The following is an 18,069-nucleotide window of genomic DNA, read 5'->3' as shown; positions in this document are numbered from 1 at the left end:
TGCTATGGGGGATATTCTCAAGACGGTATCCAATTTATTATTTCATCGTGGTCTGTTTTTAATTTTGAGCCCTGCGCCATACGTGGCGTGTCCGCTTGCGGACGCCCCTGTATCTGTTCCGCGCTCGGAAAAACCTGGGCACTCGCCATATCAAAGTAAGATTATACAACGATTTATTCAACACGACACTAGATGATCGACTCGATTCAGCTATTAATTTCTAATCTCTTATGAACAAAAATACTGCCAATTTAGCTTTCGGAGTATTGCTCGGAGTCGTTGCGGCTTCGTTGCTATTTGCCTTTTTTGACTCTAGTAGTGATTCGGGCGGCGCATCTGTGCACGTTCTGAAAGTCGCACATAATCAACCGACCACGCATCCTGTCCATCTCGGGATTCAGCACATGGCCGAGCGCGTTGCAGCGCTTTCGGGCGGACGTATGCGTTTGGATGTCTTTCCAAATGGTCAACTCGGCAGCGAAACGCAGACGATGGAGCAGTTGCAAGCGGGCACACTCGACATTGCCAAGGGGAGCTCGGCTCCGATCAGTAATTTCATTTCGGTCTGCAAGGTCTTCAGCTTGCCCTACCTGTTTCGTGACGAAGATCATTTCTGGGCGGTATTAAATGGTGAAGTGGGCGCTGGAATTCTGGAGTCACTTGCCACAAATGACGCGGGCCGTCCGAGTGGTTTGCGTGGCTTGACGTATTACGATGCCGGCAGCCGGAGTTTCTATGCGAAGAAAGCCATCCACTCGCCAGCCGATTTGGCAGGGATGAAGATCCGAGTGCAAAACGACCCTGTGGCGATGGACATGGTCGAAGCGATGGGGGCCGCGCCGACGCCCGTGGCGTGGGGCGAGCTGTATACTGCCTTGCAACAAGGGGTGGTCGATGGGGCTGAGAATAACTCGCCCAGCTTTGTGTCGTCTCGGCACTTCGAGGTGTGCAAACAATTTTCATTAGATCACCATGCACGTGTTCCTGATGTCTTACTAATGAGCAGTCTAACATGGAATCGCCTGAGCGAGCAGGAGCAGGCGTGGCTGTCGCAAGCTGCGGCCGAATCGAGCACGTTTCAACGAGCGGCATGGGCGGCGGGTGTGGCTGAGGCGGTGGGCATTATGAAGGAAGAGGGTGTGCAGGTGGTGGAGGTCAATGCCGACTCCTTTATCGAAGCGACTCAGTCGGTGCGTGATAAATATGCTACCGGCCCCTTGCGTGAGTTGGTCGTTAAAATCGGGGAGGTTGAATAGTCATGTTAAACGCTATGAATCAACGGGCATCGAAGTGCCTGAATTTCTTGCTGATCTTTATCTTTATTGTGCTGGTCGTCGATGTCTTGTGGGGCGTGGGTTCGCGCTATTTACTGGGGAATCAAGCGCGTTGGTCGGAGGAGCTCGCTCGCTTGCTGATGGTCTGGCTCGCCTTGCTCGGTGCGGCGCTCGCGACGCGGGAGCAGCAGCACCTCGGCCTAGATGTCTTAGTGCGTCAGTGGCCTGATGAAGTGCAGTGCCTGGCTTCCATCTTTGTGCATTGTGCGGTGGCCATTTTTGCCGTGGCGATCATGGCATGGGGCGGGGGGCAACTAGTGGTCGCTCGTTTTGAGTCGGGGCAGATGTTGCCCGCGCTCGATATTTCTAGGGCGTGGTTTTATTTGGCATTACCGGTGAGTGGTGTGTTGGTTTGTCTGTTTAGCATCGAGAATTTGTTTATAGACATCGCTGCGTTAGTAATTGCGAAGGAGGATTCAAAATGAATCAAGAGCTCATGATCTTACTGGCGCTGTTCGCGTCGCTGCTGTGTCTGAGGGTGCCGATCGCGTTTGTTTTGGGCATGGTCACTGTTGTGACGGCGGTTGCCTTGGACTATGACAACATACCGCTGGCAATGGCCAGTGACCTGAGCAACGGGATCGATAGCTTTTCATTGTTGGCGATTCCATTCTTTATTCTTGCGGGCGAGCTGATGGGCTGCGGCGGGCTGGCACGTCGATTGATTGATCTGGCGACCGCGATCGTTGGACGTTTACCCGGCGGTCTCGCTGCGGTGAATACGCTTACTTGTATGCTCTTTGGCGCGATTAGCGGCTCTTCGGTGGCGGCGGTTTCCAGTATCGGTGGCACTCTCATTCCTGAGATGAATCGCAAGGGCTACGACCGTGATTTCAATATCGCCATTACCGCCAGTGCGGCGACCACTGGATTGCTGATACCGCCGAGTAATATCATGATCGTGTATGCCTTGGTGGCTGGGAATGTCTCGGTGGCTGCCTTGTTCATGGCAGGTGTCCTGCCGGGCGTGCTGGTGGGCTCTGGTATTATGGCAGTGGCTCTGGTGCTGTGCTTGAAACGCGGATACGGGAAGTCCGTGGACGGTGCTGTCGTGACTTATCCTCCATTGTTTAAATCGATTTTCGGAGCGTTGCCTAGCTTGCTGCTTGTTTTTATTGTCCTAGGAGGGATTCTCGGAGGGATTTTTACGGCGACAGAGGCTTCGGCCATCGCCGTGCTGTGGGCCTTTATTTTAGGCGTTGGTTGTTACCGTGAGATTAAGTGGCATGAGTTGTCGGGGATTATTTTACGAGCGGCTCGCACCACGGCGATCGTGCTGTTTTTAGTGGCGTGTAGCTATGCGATGAGCCGATTGTTAACAAGTGAGCAAGTGCCACAGCAGGTAAGTGCCGGTTTACTCAGCTTGTCGGATAATCCGATTGTGATCTTATTGATCATGAACCTGATACTGTTGATGGTGGGCGTCTTTATGGACATGACGCCCGCAGTGCTGATTTTCACTCCGATCTTTTTGCCCATTGCGACTGTGCTTGGGATCGATCCAGTTCACTTCGGTATTATCCTAATTGCCAATCTTTGTATTGGCTTGTTGACCCCTCCCGTTGGCACCTGCCTCTTTGTGGGAGCTGGAGTGGGGAAGAGCAATATCGTGAGCGTATCTCGGGCGATGTTACCTTTCTACATGGTTATGGTGCTGGCTTTACTCATTATCACATACTGGTCGCCTTTATGTATGACCTTGCCTACCTGGATGGGATTGTAGCTCGATTTCCGCGTATTCCTATTACGATGTTACTGCCCCTGAGGGCATACGCGTCAACTTACGCTTTTATGCTCTACATTGTTTCGATGAATTCAATGGCTTCGCAAACTTGATTGTAGTTAAGTCGGGTTCTTTTCTCGTAGCAGCAGTATTTCCTCAAAGACTCCCAGATTGGTTCCTGCCCCCTTCACTTATACGGTCAGTTCTGTGTTAATGCGCCTTGACGGCCTTTTCTCAATTTCCGACCTTCGTGCGCTTGAATAAACAAGTCCAGATATTCTTAGTGGTTTTGGCGGGTTGGATGAACCGCAAGCAGCAGAAGGTGATCGAGTATCTCCTTGAGGAGAACCAGATTTTGAAACAGCAGTTCGAATCGACGGGTAAGAAGCTGCGTTTGGACAATCATCAGCGTCGTAATTTGGCCAATCGAGGCAAGGCGATGGGTTGAGCTCAGTTGCAGAAATATGCGGCTTTGGATCGACCGGAAACGATCCTGGGATGGCATCGGAAGTTAATAGCTCTTAAATATACTGGTAAGCGAGTCGTGAAAACCGACCGACAGGAACGGATGGAGGTTATTCGGGAACTCTGCGTCAAATTTGCCGAGGTTCCGAGTCGCGTAGCGACGACAAAAGCATAGCGTCCAAATACTAGCTATTTCCTATGGCCGCATCCAAGGGGCTCTTTCTAATCTTGGTTACAAAGTGAGTATGACGACTGTTGGCAATATACTCAGGGCTAAAGGAATCATTCCTTCACCAGAGCGCGGCAAGCAATCCAACTGGACGAAGCACAACAGTGCGAAGATGGTGCATCGTAGATGGCCCGAAGGGATGTTTGTGTGGGTGCCCTTTGGGCGACATGAACAGCAAAACTTTCGTGCGCTCTCACATGGATGTGATGTCCGTCGCAGATTTTTTCACGGTAGAAGTATGGACTCTTCGCGGGCTGGTTCGATATCACGTGTTCTTCGTGATGAACTTGGCGAAACGTCAGGTGGAGGTCGCTCACATCGGCTGTCAGGTGAACGGGGCGGTGATGGCACAAGTGGCTCGGAACATGACTGACAGCTGTGACGGCATTCTCAAACGACGGCGTTTCTTTGTCTGTGACCACGATCCGCTTTATACAAAAGAGTTTCGTCAGATACTCACGGATTCCGGGGTTGAAGTCATCCAAACAAGGGTGGGGTGCCCGCAGCAAAACGGCTATGCGGAAAGTTTCGTATCAGCCATCAAGCGTGAGTGCATTGACCAGATGATATTCTTCAGTTAGAAGTCACTCCGTAAGGCTATCGGGCAGTATATTGAGCATTTTCATCAAGAACGGAATCACCAAGGGCTTGATCATCAAATACCTTTTCCGAACATCCCTCAGAGCCACTCAGAGAGTGGTTCAATCGTGAAAAGTGAACGGCTAGGAGGGGTGCTGAACTACTATCATCATGAAGAAAAGGAAGGTGGAAGCAGCGGTGTAAAAATTGAACCAAATACGGTAGCATACAGCCTATTAGCCCATCATAAGGTCTAGCTTATTAAATTAGTTGGGGGAGTCGGAAGAAGGAACTTGGTTGTCAGTTGTTTGCGACCTTAAATTGTTGCGATGAGAGGCTCAAATTTAGCATCTACATGACTTGCCAACGATTTATCACAATACGACAAAACGTTTTGAGGACGCGATTGACCATATTGCCTTCGGTTGTCGGCTTTGCCACGGAACTCGTCGCAATGACAGGCTGGCTGAACCGCAAACTCTGCTTGATGTGATCAACTGTTTGCATACCCGAGAATAAGATACTCAAGGAAGAGCTGGAGAAGAAGGATGTGAAGTTGTCTTTGAGTAATACCCAAAGACGAAAACTTGCTAAGTGTCAGGCCATGATTGTTCAGATTAGCTGCCAGATGAATAGTCCGGTGATGGCGCAGGTCGCCCGTAACCTCACTTATTCGGAGGATGGCTTCGTCGAGCTACTTACTTAATCTCATCGCATTTGCTTCGGTCGGCAGCTAACTCGACTGCTGGGAGAATAGACTAATGATCACTTACTGTGAGCACGATCTTGTCGAAGTAGGCGCTTGTATTGCCTCTCAAGTAGATCGAAGAGAAGCGATTGAACTCAGTGTCTTGATGGGACGAAACTCGTTCACCATTGATGAATAAAGTCAACTGCCCGCTTGAAGCGTCCCATGTCAAAGTGGCAGTCATCATGTCATGCCAGTTAGTCATGTCATAATTGGCATTATGCTGATCGGAGTCAGGAGTGGCTGTGACTTTATAGCCTGTGACTGGGTGTCCGGAATTTACAGCTTCGAAGTCTTGGCTTCCTCTGAAAGTGTTCCAGCTGTCGTAATCATCGTCTTGGAACTTTGTGATTCTTACGCTGCCGTTGCCATCAAACTGATCCGGGTTTTGGCTGGACCAACCGAAGCCATAGCCTTCTTCACCTGTATCGTTGAGCAGGAAAACTCGAAGGCCGCGTCGATAGCTGGAAAAGAGGACTCTTGCTGTCAATGTCCAGTCCGTCGTGATGGTTTGCCCTAATTTGCGGTATGCGATCCCATTGTTCAAAAGCATGAATTTCCCGCTAATAGGGATTGGGTTTTCCAAACTCAAAGGGAGGGGGGTGAATTTGAGCTCAGAAGCAAGAGAAGGTGAGGAATTGATGCTAGACCATTTAGACCTGAGTGAGCTAGTGTTCGCGTAATCCATGTCGTCCTCAAGGACAATGGTCTCTGCATGTGTTATCGCGGAAAAGATGCTGATGGCGAGTAGGGGGATGCGGTAAAGTGGCTTGGGAGTGTTCATCGTCGGATAAGAAGTAATAGTTTCCGGAATGTTGGATGCTCCAAATAAATGATGAATTGTTGAAATCCTAACGTCAGAATGATTTAATCAATGGCGGTCCATCTGTTTTTTGGGGTGTTGACTCCCCAGGGCGGTAGGCTTTCCACATGTCCATCGGCAAAGCAAAAGTTCATAACATTACCATGGTATGCTTGCCCGTCGCTACGTTTCGGCCAGCCTCGTGCGCTTTCTCCGCCGAGCCAGCCCGTGATGTAGGAATAGGATTCTTTGAATTGCTGTTGCCGCTCGAGTGGAACGCCTCCGGCACCGGTGTACCACTCAGTCAGTAAGACCGTTTGCGGCGGGTTTGTTAATTCGAAGATCGTGCGCGAATATTTGCCACTGATCATTCCGCGCTTGTCAGTATTTCCCGTGGTTGAGTTGGTATATGGGGCGCTGGCGGTGTATGATCGTGCAAATTTATTGTTTTCTAAAACTAAATTTCGCACGTCACTCGGGCATTTGAGTGCTTCGCAGGGAGTCTCTGTGTTTGGGTGATCCAAGTAAGGTAATAACCTGGCGTCCCAGGAAGCTTCTTCGTTGCTCAACGGATATCGGCCATTGTTGTCTTGAACGTAAGCCATAGTCGCGATCCCGATTTGCCGCATATTGCTGACGCATTCTGTCTGCTGGACTGATTGCCGAACATTGGCGACTGTAGGGAACAGTATCGCGGCCAGAATCGCGACAATTGCAATCGTCGCCAGCAATTCAATCAATGTGAACCCAGACGGTAGTGCTACTGTGCCTCGCTCGGTTGATCGTGTCTGTGTGCTCATAGATTTTTCTGGACGCGGTTCCAGTCTCGGGAAGGCTTGGCAAATCTTTTAGTGAAGCCTCATTCAAACTTAGTATTCAACATGGTATCGATATTCAGAGAAAGCAACCTCGCTCCAATGCAGCAAGCTGCATTGGAGCGAGGTTGCTGAATTATTTTATCCAATCAATAGGTTGGAAGGCTCCGACGCAGTGATTACGGCGCTATGTAATAGTTGACTCCACTCGGCCAAGAATTACCGTTGAAGATGACATTGGAGAAGTGACTTTCCAAGAATCGCTCGATTGAATGGTTCGATGGGTTTTCGTATTGGTTGTCCGTAATCGATACATCCGACCAATTGGATCCTGCTGCAATTTGAATGACGTCGATGTATGTTTCTGTTCCGATTGAGTGGATGTCCGTGAAGATATTGTTACTTATTATGAAAGAGCTTCCAGTGCCACTTGCACTATTATAGCTGCGGATGCCGTAAGCTCCGATGTCCAATAGTTCATTTCCTGAGATGGTAATATTCTTGAGGATGCCTGATAGGGAGATCCCTGACTTTGCCGTGTTGTAGATGTAATTATCGTACACTGTCAGGTTCATCGTATAATCCAGTATGCGGATGCCGGTAGTTTCGCAGTCCAGAATGCGATTTCTTTCGATCATTACGTCATCGACTGGGTATCCGTTCCGGCCTCGTATGAAGATACCGCCATGCTGATTGTCGCTTGTTTCGACAATCAGGTTGTCGACTACTGATATGTCTTCGACTCCATAAGTATCATAGGATGCCTCGGAGGCGATATGTATGCCTGCCCCTTTGCTATTTTTGATGTGGTTACCTTCGATTGTGACACTCTTCCCACCGATGCAGGTGATGCCTCGACCGTGGGGTTGATTTCGAACATCATTGCCGACAATCCAGATGTTCTCGCAGGCATCGAATGGTCCGTTATAGGACACGACTGCGATCATATCATCTCCAGTGTTACGGGTTCGGTTGTCCCATATCCCAATGTTTTGGTTTCCTGAAGTGATATGGATGCCGTCGGCGAGTGAATCCCAGATCCAGTTGTTATAGATTGAGCCACCTATTGATGGTTTATTTGCAGTAATGAGAGCTGCAGATGCGGCTCCTTCAAGGTAGCACCCGGTGACGACAAAGTCAGTGGCCTCGTAGGCATGAATTAGTGTCGATTCGGCAGTATGAAGGCGTTCTGTTGCGTGGCTTGAAATTAAACGACAGTTTTTCAGAAAGACATCATTCCCCGTGAGGCGGACGGTGCTGTATGCTGGATCAGATCCTGTCAATACGCTGGTATAACCATGCCCAAATATACTGGCTCCATTGAGCAATAGGATCGATGAGTGTTTGAATACTCCCGGTGGAATGTAGAGTGCTTTGTTTTGGCTGTTGGCCGCCGCGATGGCATTTGTAATTGCGGTTTGGTTATCGGTTACGCCGTCTCCAATTGCGCCGAAACTGGGGGATGTGATGTCGATTGCATTATCGATTTCGCTTTGGGTGGGTGGATTGTCTTGAAGAAGAACGACATCGTCGAACATTGAAGTGGTGTTTCCCTTTAGGTAAACAGCACTGAACGAGTCGTAGCTGTTATCGGTGTAACTGGCGATCGGCATCCCATCGACCCGCAGGTAAAGCGTGTTATCGAATGCGTCCCAGCTCAGTTCAATCAATGCCATGGGCGCACTCAGGCTTCTGTGGCCGCTGCGAACCGGATTTGGTGGATCGGCCAGTATGGCGCCGCCATTATACAAAGTTGGAGGATCGCCGGACGAAAATTTTCTTATGCTGATTCGGCCTTCTCCGTTGTACTGTGTGCTGTTGGCGGAGTCCCAGAGCACCCCATAGCCTTCGGTGCCGTCGGCATTGACTACGCAGGCATAGAGGTAGCGCTGCCAATCGCTGTGGCTGGCCTTGAATCGGAGCGTCCAGCTTGTGGTGACCGTAGTTCCCAGATCGGCTCGGATCAGGCCATTGCCGAGTGTCAGGTAGGGCACTTTGCTTAGCGAGGAGTCTGCATTCGACAGGTCTGGTGCTGACCCGCTCATTGTAGTCCAGCCCGATAGCCTATCCATTGAATCCTCGAAAGTCGTTTGAAACTTAATGTTGTCAAAAAAGGAGGTCGTATTGCCGCGCAATTCAACACGCCGGAACCTTTTTGATCGGCCGTCCTGGATGTAGGTCTGGTCGGTTACTTGGCTTACGAGATCGCCGTCGACTCTCAATGCGAGTGTGCCGCTGATGGCATCCCAACTCAGCTCAATCCGGGCCATCGGTGCACTTAGGGCACCATGGCCGCTGCTAGCCCAGTAATCTTGTGGGGTGTCCCCCATGATGTCTCCACCGTAATTCCAGCCGTGTGCGGTGCCGGGCGAAAATTTGCGTAGGCTCATTCGGCCTTCGCCGTTGTATTGAGTGCTGCTGGCTGAGTCCCAGCAAAGGCCATAGCCCTCGGTACCATCGGCATTTAGTACGTTGGCTAAAAGAGCGCGTTGCCAGTCGCCATGGCTTGCATTGAAACGGAGTGTCCAGCTTCCCGTAACTGTGTAGGGCAATTCGGCTTGGATGATGCCATTGTTCAGCGTGATGTAGGGAAGCGTGGACAGTGAACTGTCGGCATTGCTTAAGTTTGGGCTCGAGCCATAGACTGTCGTCCAGTTCAATAGGTCGTCGCAGGTGTCTGCGAAGATTTGCGCATGCGAGGTGCTGCAAAATGTAAGCAAAAAAATGGCAACGAGCGGCACCATTCTCAGGTGCTTTATTTGCGTTGCTATGGCAAGAAAGCCATGTGCTCGTTTTAGATGAGGAGAGAGGTTGCAGTTTTCGTAGGTCTTCATGGGGTATTTGCTTTGGGGTGGGGTTATACGCCCGCTATAGGCGCTGTGCCATACCATACAAAGCCGGATCTTGGCGTAAACACTTACGAATTGCAGCAAGCTGCACATGAATCTTCGAATCTGGCTGATCCTAGACAAGAGTTTGTCATTATCTTTGCGAATTGTAGAGCTGTTTGCGTATGAAAGAAGCCTGCTGCTTCGATCAGCCCCAGCTGAATTTGCACTGGATTTTCATTTGATAATTCCAGGATGCTGCCTTGATTGCCGGTTGAAGTTTTCGTCAGAAAACCGGCTCCTTCGGTGCTTGTTCCGGTCTCTGGGACGCGCCGGCGGTTAGTTTGCCTCCATTGGAGCCCAAGCCGCAGGGAAGTAATAAGGTTTCTGACGTTTTAATTGCCGCGCATCTGAAGGATGCGCGGCAACTAGTTGCTGCGATTTTTCGAAGCAAGAGGGGAATCTCTTCTAATTTCGACGACGTCGCGTAAAGACTAGAGCCATCACGCTCAATGCACTGTATAAGGCAAATACTGATGCCTCAGGAATGCTGTTAACTTGCAGTGTGTCTAAACGAGCCGTGGTGAATGTATTGTTGGTATCGACGTAGAAGCCTAGACCTGTGATTGTTGATGATGAAAGGTCTGAGACTGGAGCAGAACCAAGGCTCATTGTGACCCCCGGATTCAGAGTCAGCTCGAGCCAATCCTCTGCATCTGTGGAGAATGTGAACTCTTGGAGGACATCGTCGGCAGCTCCAGCTGAACTAAACGTGCCACCAGTATAGGTGCTACTGTTTGAGAAGTCACTTGAGGATGCATACCAACTACCTCCAATTTGCACGAGGATCTTTACAGTAGTTGCAGTTGTCGCATTACCCATACGCCAGGAAATGCTAGAAACATTGGATAGTGATAAGCCGGTTTCTATTCCCGTCCAGGAAATGTCTTGAGTGTTGCCTGTGTTGGAGGCGAAGAAATATGAATCGCCATCACTAGAGGGGTTACCCGGGATGTCAGCAACTCCCATTCGATCGCCTCCGTTAGGGATGGTGCCAGAGATGTCGGTGGCGAAAGCTCCAACATAAGCGCTCCAACCAATGGATGAGCTGCCCAAATTACCCGCAGTATTGTTGTCAAAGGTTTCTGAGTATATTACATCACCGTGCGCGTGAATTGCTAGAGCGCTAAAGGCCAATACAGAGAAGCTAGGGATCGGATATAATTTATTCATATTTTGGTGAGTTTAATGTTTTTATTGGTGTTAGGTTCGGGAATTGTTGTTAACAATGCGGCTCTTTCTCAGGCGTTTGGGGAATAGGTAGGTTTTTGAAGTTGTAGATTTGATAATGATACATCACCGCAGCTACGAATTATAATTAATGCAGCAAGCTGCATCTCAGCCCTTGGTCGAAAATTTGTCGTCAGTTAATGATTTTTGCGGTAGGCTTCTTCCGTTCCTCCATATGCCTTCGCTGAGCAATAGCTGAGGTTTGCTGGGTATCCCGCGTTCGTTGCATAAGAGTTGGTTGGCCACTAAGTCTAAGGTGTTAGCTCCGACCAAAGCCGGGTCTTGGTCGATCCCTGCAACATCTGGCCAGACAGAAGACCATTGCGGTGACACGAAGGCAATGTCATTGGGGACTTTCAACCCTAGTTGTTTTAATGACTTCCATACTTCCTCTGTGCCAATAATGACTTCGGGCATCTTCTTTGAGATCCAGTTCTTTAGGGTCGTCTTTCCCTCATGAGTGTCGGGGAATATGTAAGAATCATAACGTTTGGCTCTAGCAGAATGTTTTTCCGCGTAGTGATAGGTCGCCGCTAAGGCATAATCAGTACGGCGATCCATTGATTCTGGAATCGCCAAGCCTATTTTTTTGTAACCTGCTCTTTCAATGTTATCGAGTGCTAACCGAACCGCGTGTGGCCAATAAAATGCGGCCCGGTGAAGCATCGGCTGAAGCATGTCATAGGCAGTCGCGGCAGTCGCAAAGGCGTCCCAGTTGAATTCCGCGAGTTGCTTTTCATTGAGGAAATCCTGAGTTGCAAAGATCGCACCTGGCACGCCGCGATCATATAAGAGTCGCGATAGCGATTTGAGGTTGTAGTTGATTTCGTGAAGCCAAAAAATTTCTAAAGTGTAGCCGAGTGCTTCAGCGCGTTTTTGAGCGCCTGTATAATGGATTTTAACATAGTCGGGCAGCGCGGAAAATTTGGTGATATCGCCCCTAGCAAGAATATAGGCAATGTGCGCCTTGTATTTGGGCGATCTTGTTGCGCGGCGATGCGCTAGATACGCAGATGCCAGGGGATTTGGTTTCCAGCCCATGTCTTTGGCTATGGCCAAGATTCGTTCACGGGTATCGGCGGAGACCAAGGGTTTATTACTCAGGGCTCTAGATACCGTGGAGTTATTAACGCCACAGGCCTTGGCAATCTCGCGTATCGTCGGGCTTTTCATGCTGTCCTGCCATTCTATATATTGGGGGATAGTCGGGGGAATGGTCGATGAAACTCATCTTGTAGATTTATGTATGCAGCTTGCTGCAACTTCGCAAGATTGAAAATTCAAGTTTACTGGATGAGATGGAATTAATGGATTCAAATACCTCAGGAATTTGCCTCAAGGAAAGTGCAACCAGTGCTCAATCGGATGAACTGGGGTTGGTTTTAGATACTCGGTTGTGGGAAAACCCACAGGTGGTTTCGATAAGCCGACTCCCGATGCGTTCCACGTGCTATCCATTCGATACACATCTGAGCGCTAGAACCTTAGATCGTGAGCGTTCGCCATGGTTTATGTCATTGAATAGAATCTGGCGTTTCAAGATGCATGATCAAGTGGGGGACCTTCAAGTGGGAGATGTCGCCATTGATACGGATCGTGGCGACTGGGGGCATGTGGAGGTTCCGGGTAACTGGACCATGCAGGGATATGATCGCCCTCATTATACCAACGTTCAAATGCCATTTTCGAATGAGCCTCCTACTGTTCCCAAAATGAACCCGACTGGAGTGTATTCGCAAGAAGTTCGTATTCCGGAAGCATGGGACAATCGGCGGGTCATTTTACATTTTGGTGGTGCTGAAAGCCTTCTCTACCTCTACGTGAACGGGGAATTTGTTGGTATGGGCAAGGATAGCCGCTTGCCGTCCGAATTCGATGTGAGTTCATACATAAAGTGTGGTGAAACTAATCTCATCGTAGCGATTGTAGTGAAGTGGTCGGATGCCAGTTTTGTGGAAGATCAGGATCAATGGTGGATGGGCGGGCTTCACCGCGAAGTTTATCTTTATTCTACAGACAGTGTATTTATCGAAGATGTGTTTTGTGGTGCGAGTTTGGAGAATGAATACCGAGATGGGGTTCTGGATATGTCCGTTGGGCTTGGGTTTTCTGGCCATCTACCCGAAGGCTGGCAAGTGGAGTTGCAACTCTTTAGCCCATCTGGTCAGGCAGTTTATCAGCAGGCATTAGACTCCGAAGCTATTGCCTCGGAGTCTAGGTCACGCTACCGCTTGTGTGCGAAATTCAACGAGTGTCTGCGGGATGTCTCCGTTTGGTCTGCTGAAGTTCCAAATCTATATACTGCGGTCTTATGCCTGAAGAATGCTGACGGCCGTGAAGTTGAGCACACGTCAATGCGCATTGGCTTCAAGGCCGTAGAGGTCAGGGATCGAATGCTTCTGATCAATGGCAAGCGGGTGCTCATTCATGGAGTGAATCGACACGATCACCACGAGACTCGGGGCAAAGCAGTCGACCGCGATACGATGCGACAAGATGCGGTGTTGATGAAGCAGTATAACATTAATTCGGTTCGGTGTTCCCATTATCCTAACGATCCATATTGGCTTGATCTATGTGACGAACTGGGCTTGTATGTGATTGATGAGGCGAACATTGAGAGTCATGCATTCGCTCCGTGGTTATGTCATAATTCATCGTATTCCTTGGCATTCCATGATCGCGGGAAACGCATGGTTGAACGAGATAAGAATCATCCTTCGATCATTGCATGGTCGTTGGGGAATGAAAGTGGGCATGGTGCACATCATGATGGTTTGGCCGCATGGATCCGGCATTATGATGGATCGCGTCCTATTCATTATGAAAGCGCGCTCTGGGATATGTATGGAACTAACGATGAGCATGCATATGATAAAGGTTACGCGGCAACTGATCTGGTTTGTCCCATGTACCCGACTTTAGAGTTGTTGAAGGCATGGGCGTTTGACGAGCAGCATCCGGATCAAAGGCGACCATGTATTCTCTGTGAATATTCACATTCGATGGGGAATAGTAATGGAGGGCTCTCGGACTACTACGAGCTGTTCAAGACTGTTCCCGGGCTGCAGGGAGGATTTATTTGGGAATGGATCGATCAAGGCCTAAAAGCTTTGAATGAGAACGGGGTGTCATACTGGGCCTATGGAGGTGATTATGGAGATGAACCGAACGATGCCAATTTTGTGTGTGATGGTTTACTTTGGCCTGACCGGACGCCTCACCCATCCATCTATGAATTAAAGAAGCTCGCTCAACCCGTTTCTGTGAGTCTTGTTGAAGATGATCCCGTAACTTTGTCGTTCCGCTCACGGTTTGATTTCATTGAAACTGGATGGCTGGATGCGAGTTGGGAGCTTTTAATTGATGGCCGGGCCGTTGCCGATGGCGCTTTTCAACTGGATTCAATTGCCCCCGGAAGTGAATTGAATGTGGTGTGGCAGTCTCCAAAAGATACTTACAAAGGAGAAGAAGCGGCATTACTCATCCGATTCGTCTCGAAGGAAACTCAAGCTTGGTGTCCTGCAGGGCACGAAGTGGCTAAGGAGTGGATCTCGTTGCCTAAGTGTGTCCTTGGGGGGCAGGCTGAGGCCGGTGCGACAAGCCAAAGTCGGAATTCTGGCATTAGTCAGATTTGTCAAAATGGCGATCTAGTTCTTGTGAAATCTGGTAAGCTGATAGTTGAAGCGGATGCGCAGGCCGGTGGGCTGGTTCGGCTTACCCACGCAGGTCGAGAGATCTTATCGACCCCGCCACAGATTAGCCTATGGCGTGCGCCCACCGATAACGATGGGATTAAACTATGGAGTGGGCAGGAAAACAAGCCTCTGAAGCGGTGGCAAAAGCTGGGTTTGGATCAACTGGAATCCAGGCTTGTTGATTTTGCTTATGAAGAAACGATCCCAGGGGAGGAGGTCGAACTCCGATGGGGATTTGAAGCGTCCGGGAGGCAGGAGTGGCAGGACTTCTACTGGAGCTATAAAATTACCATTCGCGATCAGGAGACTGTCGACTTTGATTTCCATGTGGAGGTTGGGAATGAGATCGAAGATCTACCACGGGTCGGGGCAATCTTTACGCTTAACCCTAGACTCGAAGATTTGGAATGGCTGGGCTTAGGGCCATATGAAAATTATCCAGACCGCAAGTCCTCTGTTTGGCGTGCCGTCCATCGTAGTACCGTCGATCAACAATATGTGCCCTATGTGATGCCGCAGGAAAATGGCCTGAAATGCGATGTTGATTGGCTAACGCTCGCTTCTGATTCGAGCCTCATCAAAGTTGAGTCTCATTTACCATTTATGTTTAGTGCCTTACATTTCCATCCGAGAGATTTAACGAATGCCTTTCATGCGACCGACCTCGTCGCGAGACCTCAGACCTTGCTCTGTCTTGATATTGCTCACCGTGGACTGGGGACTGGAAGTTGTGGTCCGGATACATTTGCCGCTTACCGTTTGAGCGAAAGTAAATACGACTTCTCGTTTAAAATCTCAATAACCTAAGACGTTGAAGAAAACTATATGCTCTCAGTTGTATCTCTGTTCCACCTAATGTTAACCCTACTTGAAAGAATTATCATCGATATGATTATATTTGAAAAACTGAAACTGCGGAATTGGTTTCTGGCTATTTTAGCTTGTTGTTCGCTGCACACTCTAGTCGGAAAAGAACAGGGCTTTGCTGTCGCTAAAGACATCCCCACTTATTTACAAGAGTGGCACATTTGGTGGGGATTCCCGTTTCCAGACACTGACGAGCGCATTGGGCATATGGAGGCTAATTTTGACCAATACCGTGAGCCATGGCGTCTCAACTGGGATCGGAACGGCTACCCGCTACCTGGATTATATGACTCGGGCAATCTTGAAATTATCCGTTGGCAAATCCGTTGTATTAAAGCAACCGGTGTGAAATCCGTGGCGATTATGGTTCATCCGGATATGGTGAAAGGGCTGGTGTTTATTCAAGAAAAGGATGATTTCCTGAACAAGATTCTAGATATTGCTGCTGAGGAAGACTTTCAGGTCTTCTTTATGGACGAAGTGGCCTTTAGAAAAGGCTCTGTCAGTCAAGATCCCGAGGTCATGGCGCAAAGGATCATTCGCTTTATCAAGAAGTATGGAAGCCATCAGGGCTTTTTTAAGATCAACAATGAGCCAGTGTATTATTATCAGACCTGGGGGTATTGGGTTGGTCAGCAAGAAACGGAGACAATGATCGAAACTGTTGAGAATGAAGTCGGCCCCGTTCATTGGATGGTTTTTGGAGATATCAATCGGCTAGGGGAAATTGAACAAATCGATGACGTTATCGGGGTTGCGAATATCAATCGGATGGATAGTCGTACTCGTGAGTGGGACTCATCGAAGCAATCGCTGGAAGCCTTGTTGAGACAGGCTAAGCAATACGGTAAAAATGCAGGGGAATTGATCTATCCCAAATTCGATGGAACCGCCCAACCTTGGCGAACTAAAGGTGTGGCGATGTATGGTGATGGCGGAAATGTTTTTGTCAAAAGTGTTGAGGAGGCGATGCGTCACGAGCCTGACCTGCTGATGTTCTCCTCTTGGAATGACTGGGAAGAGGGCGCCAATTTTGAGCCGGGTTGGGATTTCGATGGTTATATGGGCGACCCCTATGCCTATTGCCGTGCTTTAGCCAAAGTCAATGGTGTCGAATTTGTGCCTCCTCCTCCGCCATCCAAGTCGGCTGTGCATCCGACTATTTGGGAGAAGTTTGGCTATGGTGACGGAGCTGGTCCGATTATTGAAGACGTCCGGCGTAGTCACGATAAGGGTAATTCACTTGAGGTGACTGTGAGGGATAGCGTCAGTCGGGTGACTGAGTTAGAGCTCGTTCAGAACGGAGATGTATTCTGGATTTCAGAACAACCTTCAGGACTGAAATTGCAGGGCGGGCTTACGCATGACGATGGATTGGGGGAAAGCTCTGAAGTGCTGAACGCATTAGACTTTTCCGCTGGATATGCTTCTGAAATACTGCAGCCCAGTATCCGATTTAAAACGGATAGTAATTTTCCGTCTGAAATGCGGCAGGATAATCCTGTCATTGGTGTGGTCTATGCTTTTGATCGACTGGATCCATTCGGTGGTGTGACAATCAAATTACCGAGGAAGAATCCGGTCGAGGTGTCGGAGCCTGTCGGTAAAGTGGAACACGATTACAGGATCAAGTTGCAGCCGGCCTATCGAAGCGATGATGTCGGGCACAGCGTCTGGGATGGTTGGCAAGTCAGGACTTCAGCCCTGTACACTCCAGTGGATTACGAAAAGGTTTCGAGTGAAGGCATCGAAGTTGCCGGAAAAGGGAAGCGTATTGCCGCGATCTCGATACTTGGGGATGTTCAGGATCGTCGGGTAATCCGTCCCGAGCCCTATATGTCGAACATTGAAGGGACGCGAGTCAGCTACCTGCTCAAGCTGCCGCGTCATACGATCGAGACTCCGGGGCTGCACATATTTTGGATCAGAGCGAAAGACTCTTCTGGCAACTGGGGCCACCCTAAGTTGGTCACCGTGCCTAACTACGAAAAAAGGCAGGAGGCTCAGCAGGTGAATGTGACCGAAAAGCCTGCACCTGAGGGGAGTATTTTTTGGGATGACCTGAACTCCATGGATCAGTGGAAGGGGATTGGTCATGCGATTAGCCGTACTATCAAAACGGAGAAAATCGTGAAGCAAGAGCACACTGGAATCGGGGATTCTCTCTTTGTTGCGAATGTTGGGCAGACGCTGGATAGCGCTCGAAAACCCATATCGATCAAATTCAAGATGCTACACACCAAGTATGGCCGTGGTGGAGGCTTGATTATTTTAAATGATGCAGGCAATCAAGGTTATGGAATCAATTGGGACTCTTCGAGCGAAAACCAGTATAAAGGTCAGGGGAATGTTTCGATTACTAAATTTGATAGTGAGGCACCAATCAAATACAGATCTCCTTCCGAATCGCTGTCTCAGAGATATTCGAGTGGGCATGTCGCCGTTGGTGGAGAGTATGCCGATTTCGAGTTTATCTTGGATGGTTCCAGTGGAGAGCTTGTCGTCAAGGTTGATGGAGTTATCCGATCACGTGCACGTGATTCTAGTTTCACTACTTTTAGTAAAATTGGCTTAAAAGGGGGTAAGTTTGTATTGTTTGACGATATACTAGTCATGCAAGAGTAGCGTACTCATCTGCATTTGATTTATTCACTTGGAGTGAGTGCCTCTTTCCTGACGGTGATTTCCTTA

General features: G+C 49.1%; 12 protein-coding genes. 7 read left to right on the top strand and 5 right to left on the bottom strand.

The annotated features are described in order from the left end of the window. Window positions 1-230 precede the first annotated feature (230 nt). From SH580_RS06050 to SH580_RS06030, 5 genes are all read left to right on the top strand, one after another. Window positions 231-1,256 (top strand): TRAP transporter substrate-binding protein, encoded by a 1,026-nt coding sequence (locus SH580_RS06050; protein WP_319834114.1) that lies wholly within the window; start codon window positions 231-233, stop codon window positions 1,254-1,256. Between the two features lie 14 nt (window positions 1,257-1,270). Further along, a complete protein-coding gene (locus tag SH580_RS06045) occupies window positions 1,271-1,759 on the top strand; it encodes a TRAP transporter small permease (RefSeq protein ID WP_319834113.1) in 489 nt (162 codons plus the stop codon). Beyond that, on the top strand, window positions 1,756-3,057 hold the full coding sequence (locus tag SH580_RS06040; protein ID WP_319834112.1) for a TRAP transporter large permease: 1,302 nt from the start codon (window positions 1,756-1,758) through the stop codon (window positions 3,055-3,057). The genes SH580_RS06045 and SH580_RS06040 overlap by 4 nt, the downstream gene beginning before the upstream one ends. A gap of 256 nt (window positions 3,058-3,313) precedes the next feature. Next, window positions 3,314-3,505 carry a hypothetical protein gene (locus SH580_RS06035; RefSeq protein WP_319834111.1) on the top strand — a complete coding sequence of 64 codons (192 nt, stop codon included), beginning with the start codon at window positions 3,314-3,316 and terminating at the stop codon, window positions 3,503-3,505. A gap of 413 nt (window positions 3,506-3,918) precedes the next feature. Continuing rightward, window positions 3,919-4,332 (top strand): integrase core domain-containing protein, encoded by a 414-nt coding sequence (locus SH580_RS06030; protein ID WP_319834110.1) that lies wholly within the window; start codon window positions 3,919-3,921, stop codon window positions 4,330-4,332. Between the two features lie 756 nt (window positions 4,333-5,088). Here SH580_RS06030 and SH580_RS06025 read toward each other — a convergent pair. The 5 genes from SH580_RS06025 to SH580_RS06005 all read right to left on the bottom strand — a co-directional run bounded on the left by SH580_RS06025 (window position 5,089) and on the right by SH580_RS06005 (window position 11,986). Continuing rightward, a complete protein-coding gene (locus SH580_RS06025) occupies window positions 5,089-5,862 on the bottom strand; it encodes a hypothetical protein (protein ID WP_319834109.1) in 774 nt (257 codons plus the stop codon). An 83-nt stretch (window positions 5,863-5,945) separates the two neighbouring features. Further along, on the bottom strand, window positions 5,946-6,680 hold the full coding sequence (locus tag SH580_RS06020) for a prepilin-type N-terminal cleavage/methylation domain-containing protein (RefSeq protein ID WP_319834108.1): 735 nt from the start codon (window positions 6,678-6,680) through the stop codon (window positions 5,946-5,948). 194 nt (window positions 6,681-6,874) lie between these two features. Then, a complete protein-coding gene (locus SH580_RS06015) occupies window positions 6,875-9,415 on the bottom strand; it encodes a right-handed parallel beta-helix repeat-containing protein (protein ID WP_319834107.1) in 2,541 nt (846 codons plus the stop codon). Between the two features lie 576 nt (window positions 9,416-9,991). After that, window positions 9,992-10,756 (bottom strand): hypothetical protein, encoded by a 765-nt coding sequence (locus SH580_RS06010; RefSeq protein WP_319834106.1) that lies wholly within the window; start codon window positions 10,754-10,756, stop codon window positions 9,992-9,994. A gap of 165 nt (window positions 10,757-10,921) precedes the next feature. Beyond that, window positions 10,922-11,986: a LacI family DNA-binding transcriptional regulator gene (locus tag SH580_RS06005; RefSeq protein ID WP_319834105.1), complete on the bottom strand. Its 1,065-nt coding sequence runs from the start codon at window positions 11,984-11,986 to the stop codon at window positions 10,922-10,924. A gap of 338 nt (window positions 11,987-12,324) precedes the next feature. Here SH580_RS06005 and SH580_RS06000 point away from each other — a divergent pair, with 338 nt between their 5' ends. Next, window positions 12,325-15,318, top strand: coding sequence for a glycoside hydrolase family 2 TIM barrel-domain containing protein (locus SH580_RS06000; protein ID WP_319834104.1), 2,994 nt, complete (start codon window positions 12,325-12,327; stop codon window positions 15,316-15,318). Between the two features lie 81 nt (window positions 15,319-15,399). After that, the gene (locus SH580_RS05995) at window positions 15,400-18,003 is read left to right on the top strand and encodes a glycoside hydrolase family 71/99 protein (RefSeq protein WP_319834103.1); all 2,604 of its coding nucleotides are present in this window, start codon (window positions 15,400-15,402) and stop codon (window positions 18,001-18,003) included. Window positions 18,004-18,069: the final 66 nt, after the last annotated feature.

Origin of the sequence: Coraliomargarita algicola, assembly GCF_033878955.1 — a bacterium.
Classification (GTDB): domain Bacteria; phylum Verrucomicrobiota; class Verrucomicrobiia; order Opitutales; family Coraliomargaritaceae; genus Thalassobacterium; species Thalassobacterium algicola.
The sequence above is the reverse complement of the archived record's forward strand: the minus strand, read 5'-3'. Positions and strand labels throughout refer to the sequence as shown.